The 17,320-nt window shown below is 49.5% G+C and carries 14 protein-coding genes; 2 read left to right on the forward strand and 12 right to left on the reverse strand.

Annotation, left to right across the window (positions count from 1 at the left end):
* Position 1: 1 nt before the first annotated feature.
* From ACGHZ6_RS04620 to ACGHZ6_RS04640, 5 genes are all read right to left on the reverse strand, one after another.
* Positions 2-829: an outer membrane lipoprotein-sorting protein gene (locus ACGHZ6_RS04620; RefSeq protein WP_390617637.1), complete on the reverse strand. Its 828-nt coding sequence runs from the start codon at positions 827-829 to the stop codon at positions 2-4.
* Positions 810-3,203, reverse strand: a complete 2,394-nt coding sequence (locus ACGHZ6_RS04625; protein ID WP_390617638.1) for an RND family transporter — start codon at positions 3,201-3,203, stop codon at positions 810-812. The genes ACGHZ6_RS04620 and ACGHZ6_RS04625 overlap by 20 nt, the downstream gene beginning before the upstream one ends.
* Before the next feature lie 134 nt (positions 3,204-3,337).
* The gene (locus ACGHZ6_RS04630) at positions 3,338-3,946 is read right to left on the reverse strand and encodes a TetR/AcrR family transcriptional regulator (RefSeq protein WP_390617639.1); all 609 of its coding nucleotides are present in this window, start codon (positions 3,944-3,946) and stop codon (positions 3,338-3,340) included.
* A gap of 142 nt (positions 3,947-4,088) precedes the next feature.
* Entirely contained in the window at positions 4,089-5,558 is a 1,470-nt protein-coding gene (locus tag ACGHZ6_RS04635; RefSeq protein ID WP_390617640.1) for a diguanylate cyclase, read from the reverse strand.
* A 173-nt stretch (positions 5,559-5,731) separates the two neighbouring features.
* Entirely contained in the window at positions 5,732-7,984 is a 2,253-nt protein-coding gene (locus ACGHZ6_RS04640; protein ID WP_390617641.1) for a TonB-dependent receptor, read from the reverse strand.
* Positions 7,985-8,205: 221 nt separating this feature from the next.
* On the opposite strand from ACGHZ6_RS04640, the gene ACGHZ6_RS04645 reads away from it, so the two are divergent.
* Entirely contained in the window at positions 8,206-9,993 is a 1,788-nt protein-coding gene (locus ACGHZ6_RS04645) for an arylsulfatase (protein WP_390617642.1), read from the forward strand.
* Between the two features lie 10 nt (positions 9,994-10,003).
* On the opposite strand, the gene ACGHZ6_RS04650 is transcribed toward ACGHZ6_RS04645, so the two are convergent.
* The 6 genes from ACGHZ6_RS04650 to ACGHZ6_RS04675 all read right to left on the reverse strand — a co-directional run bounded on the left by ACGHZ6_RS04650 (position 10,004) and on the right by ACGHZ6_RS04675 (position 15,077).
* A complete protein-coding gene (locus ACGHZ6_RS04650) occupies positions 10,004-10,825 on the reverse strand; it encodes a substrate-binding periplasmic protein (protein WP_390617643.1) in 822 nt (273 codons plus the stop codon).
* 116 nt (positions 10,826-10,941) lie between these two features.
* Positions 10,942-11,319 carry a VOC family protein gene (locus ACGHZ6_RS04655; RefSeq protein ID WP_390617644.1) on the reverse strand — a complete coding sequence of 126 codons (378 nt, stop codon included), beginning with the start codon at positions 11,317-11,319 and terminating at the stop codon, positions 10,942-10,944.
* A gap of 45 nt (positions 11,320-11,364) precedes the next feature.
* Positions 11,365-11,871 carry a lipocalin-like domain-containing protein gene (locus ACGHZ6_RS04660; RefSeq protein ID WP_390617645.1) on the reverse strand — a complete coding sequence of 169 codons (507 nt, stop codon included), beginning with the start codon at positions 11,869-11,871 and terminating at the stop codon, positions 11,365-11,367.
* Entirely contained in the window at positions 11,868-12,755 is an 888-nt protein-coding gene (locus tag ACGHZ6_RS04665; protein WP_390617646.1) for a glutathione S-transferase family protein, read from the reverse strand. Before ACGHZ6_RS04665 ends, ACGHZ6_RS04660 begins: the two co-directional genes overlap by 4 nt.
* 172 nt (positions 12,756-12,927) lie before the next feature.
* A complete protein-coding gene (locus ACGHZ6_RS04670; protein WP_390617647.1) occupies positions 12,928-13,914 on the reverse strand; it encodes a fumarylacetoacetate hydrolase family protein in 987 nt (328 codons plus the stop codon).
* 53 nt (positions 13,915-13,967) lie between these two features.
* Complete coding sequence (locus ACGHZ6_RS04675) at positions 13,968-15,077, reverse strand: hypothetical protein (RefSeq protein ID WP_390617648.1); 1,110 nt, start codon at positions 15,075-15,077, stop codon at positions 13,968-13,970.
* 307 nt (positions 15,078-15,384) lie between these two features.
* On the opposite strand from ACGHZ6_RS04675, the gene ACGHZ6_RS04680 reads away from it, so the two are divergent.
* Complete coding sequence (locus tag ACGHZ6_RS04680; RefSeq protein WP_390617649.1) at positions 15,385-16,026, forward strand: TetR/AcrR family transcriptional regulator; 642 nt, start codon at positions 15,385-15,387, stop codon at positions 16,024-16,026.
* Positions 16,027-16,115: 89 nt separating this feature from the next.
* On the opposite strand, the gene ACGHZ6_RS04685 is transcribed toward ACGHZ6_RS04680, so the two are convergent.
* The gene (locus ACGHZ6_RS04685) at positions 16,116-17,120 is read right to left on the reverse strand and encodes an NADP-dependent oxidoreductase (RefSeq protein ID WP_390617650.1); all 1,005 of its coding nucleotides are present in this window, start codon (positions 17,118-17,120) and stop codon (positions 16,116-16,118) included.
* Positions 17,121-17,320 lie beyond the last annotated feature (200 nt).

Genomic DNA, 17,320 nt, shown 5'->3' on the forward strand with positions numbered 1-17,320 from the left:
TTTATTTAATACGGGCGAGACTGTTTTTGGTAAAGTCCCGATCACGATAGCCGTTGCGAAACTGCCACTCACCGTATTGCAGTTCGGTGGACTTTCCGGTTTGGTGGTTAACCATATGCCAGTGATCGGCTCGCCAGTACTGTCCCAGATACTGCTGGTAATCTTTCAGGGTGAGGGTTTTTAACAGGTCGCCCTTGCGATCATAGTAATCAATTTTCCAGGCACGATATTCTTCACTGTCAATCCAGACGTGCTGAATAGAGTAGCCGGATTTAGGATCTACAGGATCCCGTTCAATGACAAAATGATCGCGGTTATCAAAGCTTTCATTTTGTAAATACTTATAGGTGTATTTCTCTACCTCCTGGGAAGAAATATCTTCATAGGCAAATTCACTGCCCATAAAGGGGCCGGACTTGTTACTGGAAGAAATACGTTTAACCCGTTTCAAAGCCGGTAAATACAACCACTGATCATCGGGGCCCGCTTTGTGCGTAAAGGACAAAAAGGCTGTGCCCTTCACATCGCGTGGGTTATCAAACACGATCAGGGATTTATCACCGTCGTTGTCCTGTTCCAGGGTTTTGTTGCGCATGCGGCGAACACTTTCTTCACCGTATTTATTGCGCAGGGTCATGGTCAGGCTACTGGCCAGGTCGCCAAAACCCAGATCCCGCTTATCGGCTTCTGTGGCAATGGCCAGACCTTTTTCTTCGGCCGTTATCTCGGTGTTTGCAGATTCCTGGGCGAATACGCCCAGGCTGAAAAACAATGCGGTAGCACCCAACGTGTGGGCGAAGCTATCAGTTTTAAACAGGTTGAGTTTCATAGGGCTTCTCCTCTTGTGCGGCTGAATCTTGGCCGTCGATAAATTCGTTAGAGCGTTGTGGGGCTTGTAAGGGATAGTACTTGCGGTCCAGTTTTATCAGCAGTACTGGCAGCAGCAGGAAGTCGGCAACCAGCGCCATAAAAATGGAAATGGCAGTGAGTATGGCCATATTGGAGTTCATGCCAAAGGATGATTGCGCCAATACACTAAAGCCAAATACCAGAATCAGTGAGGTAACAACAATGGCAACCCCCACGGAAGAAAAGGCGTAACGGACGGCTTGTTCTGCATTTAAGCCTTGCTCGCGACGGGCTCTTAAATACTTGCTGAGGAAGTGCACGGTATCGTCCACCACAATGCCCAGCGCCATACCGGTCACCATGGAGACGGCCATATTGACTTCACCTACCAGGCCACCCCACAAACCAAACGCCAGTCCGGCGGGTAACAAATTGGGAATCAGGCTCAGGGCACCCAAGCGAACACTACGCAGGGAGATACCAATCAACAGTGAAATAATTAACAGCGCGAGTATGGTACCCACCAGCATACCTTGCATATTGCGATCGGCAATGTAGGCAAACATGATCGAGGGACCAACACCGTAGGCTTCCATTCCCAGGTTGTCGTGCAGCCACTGAGTGCCTCGCTCTCCGATGCTCTTTAATTGCACGGAACCGGCGTTATTGAGTGTCACCACCAATTGTGTCGTGGACTTGCCAACATTGAGCTGGTTATTTAAATCCAGCCCGTAGGGCAGGGACAGTTCATACAGCAACAGGTATTGTGCGGCTAACTCTGAATCTTCCGGCAGGCGATAATAGCTGGCGTCGTCTTCGTGCAGATTTTTATTTAACCGTAAGAAGGTATCGCTGATCGTGCTCACATGGCGGACTTCCGGTTGCTCACGTAACCAGTCGGTAAATTTTTGCAGCTTTTGCAAAAATTCCGGATCACTGACACCGTTGGCCTGCTGGGAATCCAGTGAATAATGCAGCTGGTAAACGCCGGTAAGGTGCTGGTTAATAAAATCCGTGTCGGTCCGGAAGGCCTGGGATTCATCGAAGTAATCGACAAAGTTATCGTCCAGGTGATTCAGAGGGATCATACTGATCAACATCACCGAGGCGGCCACGGTTGCAAACAGAATCGGTCTTTGTCGGGTTACAACAAAATTCGACAGTTTATCCATTGAGCGACCGATGGAGGTCGTACCATGATTAGCCTTGGCAGGCAGTATGGCCATCAGTGCCGGCAGTAAAGTGACTGACAATAGGAATGCCAGCATCACGCCCATGGCGGTCATATTACCCAGATCGTGAAAGGGTGGTGCATCGGCAAAATTCATCGACAGAAAACCGATAGCCGTGGTGATAGAGGTTAAAAACACCGGCCCGATATTGATCTGCAAACTTTCACGAATGGCATCATGTTTACTGAGTCCGCGTCGCATGGCAGCAAACATACTCACCAGAATATGAATCGAGTCCGCCACGGCCAGGGTCATAATAATAGTGGTGGCCGAAGAGGAGGGCGGTGTTAGCTGCACACCGAGGAAGCCCGCCAGTCCCATACCGCCAAGCATGGAAAAGATGATGACCATCACGGCAGCAATCGTTGCACTGACTGAGCGAACCAGCAGGTAAGTCACGGCAACAATTACCGCGTACATAAGAGGCACCAGTGTGCTCATGTCCTGCATGGCCGATTCAAAGAACGCGTTCGACAGCATAACCATGCCGGTCATATAGACACGCACGTTGTATTTATCTTCAATCTCTGTCGCCAGGGCACGCGCAGCTGCCACAGTTATAGGCGCTTCGTCGATCGACTTCATCGGCATTTGGAAGGTGACATTGATGCCGGTTACCGAGGCCTCAGGGTTGATCATACGCCCGGCCAGCTGTGGCTCATTGAGCGCTACTGTTCTCGCTGCGGATAATTCCCGTGGCGTTAGTGTTGAGGCGCCTTCTACCAAATCCTGCACGATAAGATCATCGCCTTCGGAATAGGTGTGTTGAAAGTTGGTGACTGAATCAACACGCAGGGCGAAGGGCAGCATCCAGGCTTCGGCAGTCAGTGTTTCCACCGCCTCTAGTACGTCGTGCGAAAATACATCGCCATCCAATGCTTCAACCGCAAACAGGATGTTATCCACTTTGGTGTAGGTTTTTTGCAGATCCTCGTAGGCCTGCAGGTTGGGGTTTTCGTTGCTGAAAAATACCCGGTAGTCATTATTAAATGCCAAAAACCGGGCACCACTGGCAGCCAGTAGCGCCAGAATCAGGGTGGTGGTCAGCACCAGCCAGCGATGGCGAATAAGCCAATCCGCATAGCGGAGGGACCAGTCTCTCTGCTTGTGTTGTGGTGACATCACAAGGCCTCCTTTTGTAGAAGTTATCGAATGTTATAATTAAACCGACCAGTTGGTCTGTTTGCTTGGGTTAAAAAGGCCTAATAAACCGACCGTCCGGTCTGTTTATTGGGCCAAAAAAAAATTCTGTGGTTTTAGGTTCCTGCGCGCAGGGTTTCCAGGTAGTTGAGTAACCCCTGGTGCATCTTTTCGAGATCTTTTTTAGAGCGAGTTGCTTTCACGATCCCCATCATGCCCGGTAGGCAGGAGATGATAAACAGCGCCACACCCTCAGGGTCTATATCATCACGGATGTAGCCTGCAGCAATGGAGCGGTTCAGTGCCTCTTCCACCAGTTTGGCCTGGGTTGTGTACATGGCCGATATGCGTTGCTGGAAACCGGCATCCTGCGCAGTCATTTCCTGGGCAATATTATTCACAGGGCAACCCTGCTTCATCACGTCTTCATTCACACAGTGTGAACGCATTTCCTCTAGCATGTCGCCCAGGCTCTTGATGATATCGTCCTGGGCCATGGCCTGACGCCACATTGACATACAGTCATTAATATAGGCTTCTTCCAGAACCGCGTAGCCCAACTCCTGCTTATTCGGGAAGTGGTGGTAGAGCGCGCCTTTAGAAACCTCGGCTCGGGTAAGAATGTCAGACAGGCTAGTCGCCTTGTAACCACGCAGATGAAACTCCTCAGCGGCGACGCCAAGAATGCGTTGTCTGGTGATGTCTGGGTCTCTTAACGGGGCCATACGGGTCATTTTACATATCGGGTGGTGTTTTCAGGATAGAGATAGATTACAAACCGAGCGGTCGGTTTGCAAGTGGAATTTTGACTATTTTTAATCCCTTTCTTCTTGGTAGGCGCTAACTAATTGATATATTTAGTTTTTATCAAGCTTTAGCAGAGGCTTCCTGTTCCTGCTCTGTCGTTTCCACACAGTTACGCCCACCGGCCTTGGCGGCATACAGGGCCTTATCGACACGTAGGAATAAGTTCTCGGATGATTCGAGGTTATTAAATTGCGCGACACCAAAGCTGGCGGTGACATCAATATGTTTACTGTCCACCACCTTCAATGATTCCTCAATCAGTTTACGCATCTTGCTGGCTATATTGGTGGCTGAATGTAGATTGCACTCGGGCAGCACGATGAGAAATTCTTCCCCGCCCCAGCGACAAATAACATCAGATTTACGCAGCAGGCTGTTCATCAGTTTGGTGATATGTTTCAGCACATGATCACCCAACAAATGGCCATGGGTATCGTTAATGACTTTAAAGTGATCGATATCCATTAACAGAACCGACAGCGGTTGCTGGCGGCGTTGGGCAAAACTCAGGAGTTGTTCAAAGGTGGGTTCAAAGGCGCTGCGCGTAATGGCACCCGTCAGTTTGTCGGTATTGGCCATTTGCTCCAGACGGCGCTGGTAACTGCCCAGCGTGAAGTGCGCCAGGATTAAAACAATAATCGTGATACCAATGCTCAACCCCAAATTGAGCCACAGTACACTTTGCACTGCCTGCTCAGGATGCTCCTCTTGTTCGACCAATAGATACCAGTCAAGGTCGGGTACATAGCGGGTCTTGAGGAAAATATGTTTGTCTTTGAATTGATACTCATAGGAGCCGCCGGTCGTGGTTAGAATCTGGGTGGCGATTTCTTTTAAACCATCGATTTCTCGAATGCTGTTGCGATCATCCAGTGCCTCGCCATGCAGGGTAATCTTGCCTTGGCGATCGACAAAGTAGACCTGGCGGTTGTAGCGATTTTGATAAACATCAATCATATCTTTGATGGCTTCAGAGGCCAGGCCAACACCAATAACACCCAGGTAGCTGTTGTCGCGATCAAGAACCTTGTGGTTTACAAAGAAGGTGGTGCGGCTGTTATCGGCCGTGTCGATATCCATATTGATTTCATACTGCCCGGATAACTTCTTGACCCGGAAATACCAGTCATCCTGTGGGTTCTCTGGATCGACTTTTTTGAGGATGCCGCTGGAGTGATAGTAGTTGCGGGTGCTCTCGGAAATGAAAAAAGCGGTAATGGTTTGGTAGCGCTCCTGGATATTGTTCAGGTAGCGGGTAATGGCGGCCGGGTTTTGTTCACCGGCGACAATCCAGTCATGTACAAATGTATCCTGGGCCATCAGTGAAGACACCAGAATTGGTTGCAGTAAATCCCGCTGTACTTCGGAATAAATGTTATCGCTGGTGATTGGCAGGGTGTTGGTGCGGATATGCTGATTGAGGGTGCTGTTGGCAACGTAATAGCTAATCAGGCTAATCGCTGAGAATCCAATCAACAGCAACACACTGGTGATGGCGATAAATGAGCCTTTACGGCTAAAGGAGAGCATAGTGTCAATCTTCCGGCGAAAAAGGTAAACCAGCAGCCTGCGCTGCTATAGCCAGTAGGAAGAATAACTCTCACATTTTATGGTGTCTATAAATGGGCGGAAGGATGATGGCGTGAACAGTAAAAAGCCGGCGGCCAGGCCGCCGGTAAACAGAGGATATCAATGAAGATGGGTTAGAAGTTGTAAGTCACTTCTACACCGTAACGGCGAGGTGCCGCCCAGCTTTGACGACCACCGCCACCCAGGCTATCGGGGAAGGTGGTGACATTATTCAGGTATTCCTCATCGCCGCAGTTATTACAGAATGCCCGCAGGCGGGTTTTGCCATCGGCCAAATCCCACCAGGCTGACAGGTTAACAACCCCGTAGCTTTCCTGAAGCGCTTCTTCGCTGTTATCAAAATCGAAGTAGTAATCGTCTTTCCAGGAGTACTGCCCCTGCAGGGTAACTTCACCACCATCCGCTAATGGAATCAGGTAGTTGAAACCAATATTGGCAGCGTGTTCGGGGGCATAGGCCATTTTGTTTCCGGCGCGATCGCCATCGATGGAGCTGAACTCATCAAACTCGGCATCCTGGTAGGTGTAACCGAATTCCATGGTCAGGTTCTGTGTCAGCATCGCCACGACATCCACTTCCAAACCGTTCATATTACTCTTACCGGCATTTTGAGTGATGGCGGTCGGTGAACCGTTAACGGAAATAATCGATTGAACCTGCTGGTCCTCGTAGTTATAGCGATAGAGTGCGGCGTTCAACTGCAAGCGCTGGTTCCATAACATCGACTTTAAGCCAACTTCATACATGGTCAGGCTTTCTTCATCGAAGCTTTCTTGCGCGGCCTCAGCCGAGTTAACAGAGAACTGAACGCCGCCACTTTTATAGCCGGTGGCATAGGTGGCGTAGACCATGACATCATCGGTCACTTGATAATCGAGCGTGATGCGGGGATCGGTAGAAGAGAAATTCAGCGTGTCACCCACATCAAAATTGGTGGCTCCCGGTGCATAACCCGGCGTATTGGTGCGACCGCTGTAGGTGAATTCTTTTTTATCATCGGTGTAGCGTAGGCCCAAGGTTAATCCCAAGTCTGGGGTTATCGCGTAAGTTGCCTGGCCGTAAACCGCATAGCTGGTGGTTTCAATTTCAACTACCGAGGTGGACACATTGTAGGTCAGGCCAGGGAAACTTAAGGCGCCGCCAGATACGATAGCTGCCATAGCGGGAGACAGGGCGCTGTCAGGACCAAACGGTAAGCTATCGGAGCGGTAAGCATCATCGGTAAAGTAATAAATACCCGTTACCCACTGCAGTTTATCGTCGAAGGTAAAGGCGCCGCCGTCAACAGAGCTAAAACGAAATTCCTGGCTGTATTGTGTGGAGTCCTGATCGATGTAGTGATTCCAAATATCCAACGCGCTGCCATCGAAATCGCGGCCTTCTTGGTAATCCTCTTCGGTGCGGCTGGTGATGGCGGTAAAGTCGAAACTATCTCCCATCCACTTGGCTTTGAAAGCCAGCAGGTTGTTATCGCGCTCAAGATAACCGGGGTCAGTAAACGCATTGCTGTAACGGTCGGATTGATTGTCGGCCACTTCCGCCGCCACCGTCGCCGCAGGAATTAACGGTGATACTGCCACAATTCCGGTATCGGCAGTCAGAGGTTCGGTCAGTACCGCATCGGATTTAATCTTGTTCAGCTCACCGGTCAGGGAAAACTCGAGCTCATCGGTCGGAGTTGCCAGCAAGGTGAAACGTGCTGACTTGCTGCGGTTATTATCCGTTTTACCGGAAGCGGTATCTTTATAAACACCATCTTCGTCAGAGCTGGCCAGGCTGATGCGCCCCATTAATTTATCTTCCACCAGCGCACCGGAGGCAGAGCCACTCAGTAAGTAATAACCATCATTACCTGTAGCGGCTTTCAGCTTGCCTTCAAACTCATTGCTCGGCTGCTTGGTGTACATGCTGATGGCACCGCCAATAGTGTTGCGACCATACAGGGTGCCCTGTGGGCCCTTAAGCACTTCGATCCGCTCCAGGTCCAGGATACCGGTTAAGGTACTGCTAAAGCGGGCATTAAAAATTTCGTCGACAAAAATACCCACCGAGCCGTCGGCACCAATATCAAATTTACGGGTACCAATACCGCGAATAAACACATAGGGGCGCGAAGCACTCTCACCGCCTACCGCGACACTGGGCATGGCATGTTGTAGCTGATTGATGTCGCCCCAGCCGGCGTTCTCGATATCTTCTGCGCCAAAGGCAGAGACAGCTGCGGGAACCTCTTGCAGGCTTTCGGCCCGTTTCTGTGCTGTTACCACCACTTCTTCCAAGGCAAATGAGGGGCTGTCGTTGGCTGCTACCGGCAGGCTGGCGGTTATGGCGAGTGCCAATGGGGTAAACCGTTGTTTCAGGTTCATAGGAATACTCTCCGATTTTCGCATTGCGATGTATTTATTATGATGTGAATGAATATCGTAAATGAATGACATTCACTAGTGATGGTGATACAGTTGTTTGAAATAGTCAATAGAGTGATCAATTTTTATCCACTACGGGATTGGCTTTCGCGGCTGGGAAGGGAGTCTGTCTGAGAGCAGGGTGTTTGGTAAAAGTTGTTATATATCAGGTGGTTACAGATATGCTTAAGGTGAAAAATGTCGCCAGATTTGGCCTCGTAGCACTGCTGTTGTGCGTAGTTGGGGGTGGTGTGGCTGCGGATGTCAGTACTGAATCCAATAATGATATGCCAGACAAAAAGCAGCCTAACTTTCTGGTTGTGGTTGCCGACGACCTGGGCTGGTCTGATATCGGGGCCTTCGGTGGGGAGATTAACACCCCGGTGCTGAACAGTTTGGCCAACCAAGGGGTTGCCATGACCCAGTTCTATACCGCACCCACCTGTTCACCGACTCGAGCCATGTTGTTAACCGGTGTTGATCATCATTTGGCGGGGTTGGGGACCATGCATGATGTGCGGGCAGCCAATCAATTGCAGGATCGCAACTATGCCGGCGAGCTACATAACGATGTGGTGACCCTGCCCGAAGTGCTTAAACCGCTTGGTTACCAAACCTTTATGGCGGGCAAGTGGCATTTAGCGGCATCGCCCGAACAGTATCCCAATCGCCGTGGGTTTGATAAAAGTTTTGTCCTGCTTGAAGGAGGCGCCAGCCATTTTGGCGATGAGCTACCGCTTTACGAAGGTAATGGTGTGACCTATCTGGAAGATGGTAAACCGGTAGGCTTGCCGGAAGATTTCTATTCTTCCATTTTCTATACCGAAAAATTATTGAGCTACCTTGAGCAGCGAGATACTCGTCAGCCGTTCTTTGCCTATCTGGCTTATACCGCTCCCCATGATCCCATTCAGGTGCCGGATAACTGGTTGGATCGCTACCGTGGTGTTTATGATGCCGGTCCCGAGGCAATTCGTGAGCAACGCGCACAACAGTTAAAAACCAAAGGCCTTTTGCCGGAAGACAGTTCACTTTGGCAAATGCCCTCTCCCCCCAAATGGTTGCCTTTATATAAACCGCAGTGGCAACAGCGCAGCGAGGAAGAGCGACAAGACTCTGTGCGGCGCATGGAACTCTACGCCGCCATGGTTGAGTTAATGGATCAGCAATTGGGCCGTGTGATAAAACATCTGCGGGATACTGGCGAGCTGGACAATACCTATATTTTGTTCCTGTCCGATAACGGCGCCAACGGCGCGACGCCTTTGGTGTACCCGGCAAAAGATGCTGAGTGGTTTTTCAAACAACGGGACCAACGCCCCGAACAGGCAGGGCGTGCAGGTTCCCACATTTATTTAGGTCGCGAGTGGGCGCAAACGGCCGGTTCCCCCTGGAAGCTGTTTAAGGGCACTGTGGCTGAAGGCGGTATTCGCTCGCCATTGATTGTTCGTGGGCCAGGTTTGACAGCCGGTCGCATGGAAAACCGTGTTGGTCATGTAGCGGGCATAGCACCGGCTATTTATTCCATGCTGGGTATTACGCCTGAAAGTTTGGCGGCCTTTAAAGGCAAACAGTTACCCTCAGGCGCGTCTCTATTACCGGCGTGGTTGGGATTGCCACAACAGAATCAAGCTGTGGTGGCAACGGAATTATTCGGTAACCGGGCGATTCGTCAGGGCGATTGGAAAGCCCACTTTATCAATATCCCACTGGGATCTGGTCAGTGGGAATTGTTTAACCTGGCAAATGATCCGGGGGAAACTCAAAATCTGGCACAGTCAAACCCGCAAAAGCTTGGTGAGTTAATGGCGTTGTATGAAGATTATGATCGTCGGGTAGGCGTTATTGCACCACAACCGCCATTTACCGTTACCCTGAAAAAACTCCATGTGGATACTTGCGATTGGTGGTGTGAGACGCGTTTGGCTGTTGCCCAGTGGGGCGTAGAGTTAGCTGCTGCGCTACGTTAGCGGGCCGGGTTTAGGGTGTAGCTTCGTGGCTGGCGTCAAAAATAAATACCGATGGGTCCAGATAGCGGGAGATAATGGTTTTAATCGCCCCCGACTTTTTTAACGCTATCAGCGCCTGGTCAAACTCCCGAGTCATATCAGAGAAACCTGCCCGTTGACTGTTTTGGGTCCAGGCTATAGTGACAGGTTGCAAGGGGTATTCGAACAGCTGCACAAAGCGGGTATTTTCAATCGCTAGCTCGGAATTGATATCGGGAATCATACTGGGGCTGACAATCGCCACATCAATGCGGTTGGCCAATAAGGCTTTAAGTAACTGGCGGGTATTGTTGAAAATGGATTTCTGTTCCGAGACCGGAATCAAAATATCGTGCAGCTCCGGCAGTAGTCTAATGTGGCCAACATGGTAACCCGCCAAATCTTCTAGCTGACTTATAGTAATGTTTTGGGCTGTTAAACCAATAATAAAAACGCGTTGGTGAAAGATAGTGACTGAACTTAATGTCAGGTTTGGAAACAACACTTCGTCGTAGCCGGGAATTCTCAATACCAACATACCATCTGCGCCCCCCTGCAGAACTTCCAGATGGCTGCGGCGGAAAGGTTTGATAGAGAATTGGGGCGTTACGCCAATCTCTTTGCAGGCGGCAACAATGATATCGTAGCTTAAACCGGTAAGCTTACCCTCTTGATGGAATAAGAAGGGCTTTATTTCAGCACTTGAAAATCTGAGCGTAGGGCCAGTGGAATCCGTGTTATCAGTGGCTGTCGGGTCAGCACAACAGCTTGCACACCAGAGTAATAGCAGGGCGAGATACTGACATGTTTTCATGGAATAGCGCCACTGAATCTAGAATCAATGGTATAACTATAGTGTTTGCAGATCTGATTTTACAAATGCCCCTGGGAGGCAGGGGCATATCTAGGGCATAACGAGGAAGGCGCGCTTTAGGCTGGGCCAAACTGGTAGAAGGCAATCTTGTTGCCGTCAGGATCGCGAATATAGGCACCATAGAATACATCGGGAATACGCACTCCGGGGGCTCCGTCACAGGTTGCACCCAGCTCCAGGGCTTTGGCATGCAGGCGGTCGATTAATTCCGTGGAACCCGGGTGAATAGCAATCATATTACCGTTGCCCGGTGCTGGGGTTTCTTTGTCGTAGGGAATACACACGGCCAGCATTGGCTCTTCCATAGAGCGGCCAATCAGGGCAATGCGATCCATATCCATTAACAGCTTGGCGTCAATGTCTGCCAGCAGTTCGGTATAGAACTGCTTGGCCTTTTCCATATCGTTAACACCAATGGTGACGTATCCGATCATTAATTATTACCTCTCTCATTTCTCTCTAGCTTTTTAAATCGCCATTTAGGCAATGCGTTGCCAAACCAGCTTATCACTGAATTCGCCTTCATTGGTGCTTAAGGTTAACCGATTGTCTGAAATGTCAAACTTTCGGGCCAGGGTGGTACCAACCCACTGCGGTACCAGACTGTTTTTAATATGGTGCTGCACTTCATCGTTGTTAACCTCAAAGGGGCCGCAGTAGGTGATATAACCCATACTGGCCAGGCAGAATCGCTCCATCAAATCATCGATATCTTTTTGCTGTTGTGCATCAATATCAAGATCTTGCTTGGGGGCATCCTTGGGGGGATTGAGCAGCATGCGTGCAGCTACCAAACGGTGGCGATCTTGTGGCACATGTTTGCGGTCTTTTTCCATTAGGGTGGCTGAGACCCAACCGTTGTCGGTATAAATAAGATGGCCGTCGGCATTGCCGTTAAACGGGTAGTGCACATAACCGGATGGTGTATGGGTTACGGACCACTCGGCGAGGGCCCAGGTACCAGTGAACGGGTTAGCGTTATTCATAAGCGGTTCTCCTTTCGAGCGGCTGTCGCCGTTTGGGGAAAGTCAGTGGGGTTGGTATCCATCGCAAGAATACTGCGGATAGAGTTCTTGCCGATATTGGCACGGAAAAAAGCGGCGAATTTTAAAACCTTAAGCGCAGGGGCTGGCTCATAAGCTAATAAACCCTGCTGGTATGATGGGCGCTGGGATATTTGTTTAAACCAGCGGCGCAGGTGCGGAAATTTGGCCATCGGGAAGCACAGTAGTTCCAGGCGATGGATATTGACTGCCCAGGTGGTATCGGCGATCCCGAAGTCACCACCCGATAACCAGGGCTGTTTGCTTAAAATATTTTCCAATCGCGTTAAGGCCTGCTGCATCTGCCAGACGGCGGCGCGAATAGTGCTCACCGGTAAACCCTCGGCAGAAGAAAAGCTTTTGTGAAATTGATAAAGCTCGCGGTTCTTTAATTTTTTATTCAGCGTTTCCAGTTGTTCGGCATTCTTTTTTGCCATGGGCTTGAACAGATACTGGAAAGAAAGAATTTTAAAATCTGTTTGTCGCGCATCGCTAAGGGCAATAACCGCATTTTCTGTTTCCAGATCTTCAGCCGCTTGCGGACGGGTATCGGAAAGTTGTTTTAAATACTTCAGAATATCACTGGATTCAATCAGTACTTGTCCATCGTGTACCAGTGTCGGCACCACCGCATTGGGGTTAATGCCTTGATACCACTCGGTGAGGTTTTCTTCCTTGGGGATATCGACAATATGACTGGTCCAGGGAATATCACGCTCGTTTAAGAAGATACGTACCCGCTGCGAGCAGTAGCTCATGCCGTAGTGAAACAAATGGAAGCCTTGCCATTCGGTGACTTCCTTCGTGGTGGGGGTAACAAAGGGCATGGCGTTCTCCTGTATGTGATCTCATAAAAAAACAGGTGCCGAAAACATACCTGACACCTGTGCAGAGAGAGAAGGGGTTATATAGAACTCAACCCGAATAGACACTGCCATTCCCGCTTTCGTGGGAATGGGGATTTTTTCAGGGCAAGCGCTACTAAAAATAATGGTGTGATCAAGCACCCTGCTTAATCAGATTTTCCTGTGTACCTAAATTAACCTTGCCGTCCTGGCTACGAATAGAGGTTGTCAGCTTATCGCCCGGTTGCAGGTAGCGACCATTACGCTTTTGACCTTTAACAAACAGATTCCATTTCTTTGACTCAGGCAACAGGGACAGTATCTTCACTAAAAACGCCGGTGGAATTTGCATCGCACAACCGTGAGGAGTGCCGGTTAATACCAGATCGCCCACACTTAAGTCACTGACTTGAGTAAATTCACTTAAGGATTCGGCTGGTTTAAAAACCAGGTTGGCGGTGGAGTCCTGCTGGCGTACTTGGCCGTTAACACGTAGTTCCAGTTGCAAGCCGTGTAAGTAGTGCATATCTTCTTTTTCCAGCAGGCACAGCACCGGGCCGGTAGGGCAGAAACTGCGATAACTTTTGCCTTTAAAGAACTGCATTTGTGGTACTTGAATATCACGTGCCGATACATCGTTACCAATCACAATACCGGCGACTACGTCGTGAATATTGTCATCGGTAATTTTCAGCTCAGTATTGGTGTCTTTACCGATTACCAGGCCCAATTCTACTTCGTAGTCGAGTAGTTGTACGTGCTTGGGGCGGGTAATGTCACTGCTGCCGGCACAGACACTGGCAGAAGATTTGTTAAAAAACATGTTGAACGCTTTATCGTCCGGGTTCATACCCGACTCAATCATATGCTGGCGATAATTAGCGCCCTGGCACAAAACACGGCAAGGCGTGGTTACCGGGCTTAATAGCGTTAGCTCGCTTAACGGCAGGCTATTATTTAACGCTTTGTTTTGTGCCTGTTGTAAAACGGCGTAGGCTTGCTCGCGCCCTTGGGCAATAAACTCTGCAGTAGAGGCAAAGCTTCCCTCAATAGGGAAAACCTGATTGTCTATCAATACGCCCCAATCGCCGCTGTTGGTTTGCGAAGCGTCTTTAGAGTAGTGAACAACGTGACAAATCATAATAGCCTCGTAGTATTAGTTGTGGTTAAAGGTAGAAGATGAAGGACGACGGATTAACCCATCGCTTTGCCGAGTTTTTTTATACGCTTCATCGTTAAATCGTCTTTACTGAACAGGCGCTTGATCACTATCTTGATCAATTTCCAGGGATGGTTCAGGCCGGCAAAGTCATTGCTGATATCCGGGCCCCACTGGTGTAAAGACTGTTTGTGGAATGGGTGATAGCCAGTGGGCACTTTGGCATCAAACAAATCGCCGTCAGCGTAGTGCTCAAATAAATCACCTTCCTGGTCACGCCAGTAATCAAAAATCTGACTGCCTAAAATATGGCGGCCCATGCCCCAGGAGTGTTTGTACTGCTTGCGTTTCTCAAGCCAGTCTTTAGCCATGGCCACCTCTTCCATGGAATCCACTTCGAAAGCTGTGTGTACATGGCCTAACTCTGGTGACAGTGCCAAGGCAATAGTGTGGTGATCGGTTGGGGTGTCGCCACAGTCGCAACGCAGGAAGGCAGAGCTGGGAATTTCTTCATCATTCATGAATTGGAAATCAGAGGTGATCATGCCCAGCGTGTTTTGGAACCACTCAATGGATTCTTTTACGTTGGTGATGCTGTACACACTATGCCCCAGTTTGTGTACCAGCACTGGTGCTATGTCTTTGCGAATACAATCGTTAATACGTTCTTTGCTGTCGGAATAGTTCCAGGGATCACTTTCTTTACGGTTGATGGTCGGCAGTGAGTTCAAACCGCAGTTAATTTCCAGCGGGAAACCATCAGGGGTGGTGATGGTAATAAACTTGCCGCCCAGCACAGAGTCCTGGGTTTTTGGCGTTTGTTTGAAATGTTTCGCCAGTTTATTCAGCTCGGCCTCTTCGGCATAAAAGCCCAGGCGGGCAAAGGCGGCACTGCCGCGCTCAATCACCAGCGCGTGGTGGCTGTTGCTGCGGCCGCGCATATAGACCTTGTCGCCGCTCTTCTGGGTTACCAGTAGGCCAAAATCTTCAAAAAACTTGGTCGCTGAATCCAAATCCGGGCGCTGTACCACCGCATAGGCCAGACCAGTAACCTTACTGATAGGGTTGGGGCTGCGCTCCTGTACGTTACAGTTGGCTTTAAAAGCCGCTTGCTGAATATCAGTGATCTCGGAAATGGCGTTCATGGTTAAACTCTCTTTGGCGTTTTGAGTAGTTTATTGGATTTGGGATCAAAAGTGAATGGGGTTCAGTTAAGAATTGTTGGGCAAGTTTTATTCTTGTAACTCTTTGATATTTAGGGAGAAATTGTATTTGGAGGGGCGTTGGTTTGGCTTGTTACAGCGTTTTTGGCTAAAAAATCATCGAATTCTGGCTTGTCATAGTTGAGCGCTATTCAGGTGTGAATAGTGGGGTGAAAGTGGTAAAGTAACGCCAACTTATTGAAATTAAAGTAAAAGTGCCGAGCAAGCCGGTACACAAAGGTAATGGTTAATGGCTGAAGCAGAGAAAAAAGTAGACCGCGGTGCACGCCGCAAGGCGAGAACCCGTAAGAAATTGCTGGATGCCGCCAGCGACCTGAGTCGGGAAAAAGATCTGGAAGATATCAGTATTGTCGATATTACCGAGGCTGCTGATGTAGGGCTGGGTACTTTCTACAACCACTTTGAATCCAAAAATGATCTGCTCAAAGCGCTGGCCGATGACTACCTGGTAGCCCACGTGGCAGAGTTAACCGGTTTGATCGAAGGTCTGGAAGATCCTGCCGAAATTTTCCTGGTGTCCTACCGCTTTACTGTGAGCTGTGCCTGTGATGCCCGCGGCTGGCATATTATGCGTCAAATGCCTCACAGTTATATTCGTGATCGTTTGGAAGCTCGCAGTGTCGCCGATGTCAAAATGGGACTGGAGCAGGGGCGCTTCCATATTGCCAACCCAGACTGCCTGGGTAAATTCTTAAACTGTTCAGTCGTGGGCATCATGTCCGGTCTGGCCGATGGTGATATTAACCTGCAGCAGGCCAAAGATTACGGTGGTTACTTCCTGAAGTTACTCGGTATGAGTGATGAGGATGTGCAGGCTTTGTTGGATAAAGATCTACCAGAAGCTGAAGTGGAATGCTTAAGCAACGCGTAAGAATTTTTAAATTCATATTAAGCTGATTCGCCATCCCCGTTTTCACGGGGATGGCATTCGGGAAGTGTATGGCTCCGCAGTTTACTTCCTTAAAGCTTAATCAACTGCTTGCCAGTATTTAACCCCTCATACAACTCAGTCACCGCCCGCGGTGCATTCTCCAGCCCCTGGGTAATCGTCTCGCGATAATTCAGCTTGCCTTCCTGGTACCACTGGGCCAACTGCTGCAATGCCGCCGGTGCATCGGCAAAATGATCCAGCAAAACAAAACCCATCACCGTTAAACGCTTGGTTAAAATATAGCGATCACGACGCGGCCCTGTTGGTACTGGCTCCCAACTATCAATGGCTGCCGTACCCACCTGAACTACACGGGCATTAAAGCCAAGGGTTGGATAAACCGCATCGGCAATACCGCCAGAGGTGTTATCAAAAAACACACTAACACCCATAGGTGCAATTTCTTTAATGGCTGCTTCCAAATCACCGCAGGTTTTGTAGTTAATGGCGTGGTCGTAACCAAACTCGTTTAAGCACATCTCCACCTTTTCATCACTGCCGGTTAAACCGATCACGGTGCAACCCTTCAGCTTGGCAATCTGCCCGGCAATACTGCCCACGCCACCGGCGGCGGTAGAAATCAATACCGTATCACCTTCCTGAATCTGCGCTTTCAAATTCAGTACCTGGTAGGCGGTTAAACCATTGGGGCCCAGTGCACCCAGAGCGGTAGAAATGGGAGCCAGGGATGCATCTACTTTACGCATAAACGGATTTACATCAGTTACACAATATTCCTGCCAGCCAAACAGGCCATAGACACAATCGCCTTTTGCATAATCCGGGTGTTGGGATTCCAGTACTTCGGCCACGGCCACCGAGCGCATCACCTCACCAATTTGCACCGGTGGCAGGTAGTTTTCCTCCAGTGATACCCAGCCGCGCATCGCCGGGTCAATCGATAGATAACAGCTCTTCACCGCGATCTGACCTTCACCGGGTGTTAGGTCTATGTCCGTGGTTTGAGCTGAAAAATGCTGGGGGCCGGGGATGCCATCGGGGCGTTCGGATAATACAAGTTGGTTGTTCTGCATTACTAAGTACCTGTTTCTATTGGGTTTTTCTAAATCCCTGAGATGTAGTTCGGGCGCTAATTCCTGTTTGTTATCCTAATCATAGTTGTTTATATCTTCAAGAGTGAATATAGTTCAGTTTGTGTTTGGGAGTTTGAAGAGCCTCCCCGACACCGCTTGGCCATCAATCCCTGGTGTAGGAGGTCAGGTGCAGAAGACTA

The organism is Maricurvus nonylphenolicus, from assembly GCF_042854845.1.
GTDB classification, from domain to species: Bacteria; Pseudomonadota; Gammaproteobacteria; order Pseudomonadales; family Cellvibrionaceae; genus Maricurvus; species Maricurvus nonylphenolicus.

What these genes read in the sequence shown, in the direction of transcription:
- ACGHZ6_RS04670 (WP_390617647.1), bottom strand. Translation starts at nt 13,914, where the DNA reads ATGATTTGTCACGTTGTTCACTACTCTAAAGACGCTTCGCAAACCAAC.
- ACGHZ6_RS04680 (WP_390617649.1), top strand. Translation starts at nt 15,385, where the DNA reads ATGGCTGAAGCAGAGAAAAAAGTAGACCGCGGTGCACGCCGCAAGGCG.
- ACGHZ6_RS04650 (WP_390617643.1), bottom strand. Translation starts at nt 10,825, where the DNA reads ATGAAAACATGTCAGTATCTCGCCCTGCTATTACTCTGGTGTGCAAGC.
- ACGHZ6_RS04665 (WP_390617646.1), bottom strand. Translation starts at nt 12,755, where the DNA reads ATGCCCTTTGTTACCCCCACCACGAAGGAAGTCACCGAATGGCAAGGC.
- ACGHZ6_RS04625 (WP_390617638.1), bottom strand. Translation starts at nt 3,203, where the DNA reads ATGTCACCACAACACAAGCAGAGAGACTGGTCCCTCCGCTATGCGGAT.
- ACGHZ6_RS04640 (WP_390617641.1), bottom strand. Translation starts at nt 7,984, where the DNA reads ATGAACCTGAAACAACGGTTTACCCCATTGGCACTCGCCATAACCGCC.
- ACGHZ6_RS04685 (WP_390617650.1), bottom strand. Translation starts at nt 17,120, where the DNA reads ATGCAGAACAACCAACTTGTATTATCCGAACGCCCCGATGGCATCCCC.
- ACGHZ6_RS04645 (WP_390617642.1), top strand. Translation starts at nt 8,206, where the DNA reads ATGCTTAAGGTGAAAAATGTCGCCAGATTTGGCCTCGTAGCACTGCTG.
- ACGHZ6_RS04675 (WP_390617648.1), bottom strand. Translation starts at nt 15,077, where the DNA reads ATGAACGCCATTTCCGAGATCACTGATATTCAGCAAGCGGCTTTTAAA.
- ACGHZ6_RS04660 (WP_390617645.1), bottom strand. Translation starts at nt 11,871, where the DNA reads ATGAATAACGCTAACCCGTTCACTGGTACCTGGGCCCTCGCCGAGTGG.
- ACGHZ6_RS04655 (WP_390617644.1), bottom strand. Translation starts at nt 11,319, where the DNA reads ATGATCGGATACGTCACCATTGGTGTTAACGATATGGAAAAGGCCAAG.
- ACGHZ6_RS04630 (WP_390617639.1), bottom strand. Translation starts at nt 3,946, where the DNA reads ATGGCCCCGTTAAGAGACCCAGACATCACCAGACAACGCATTCTTGGC.
- ACGHZ6_RS04635 (WP_390617640.1), bottom strand. Translation starts at nt 5,558, where the DNA reads ATGCTCTCCTTTAGCCGTAAAGGCTCATTTATCGCCATCACCAGTGTG.
- ACGHZ6_RS04620 (WP_390617637.1), bottom strand. Translation starts at nt 829, where the DNA reads ATGAAACTCAACCTGTTTAAAACTGATAGCTTCGCCCACACGTTGGGT.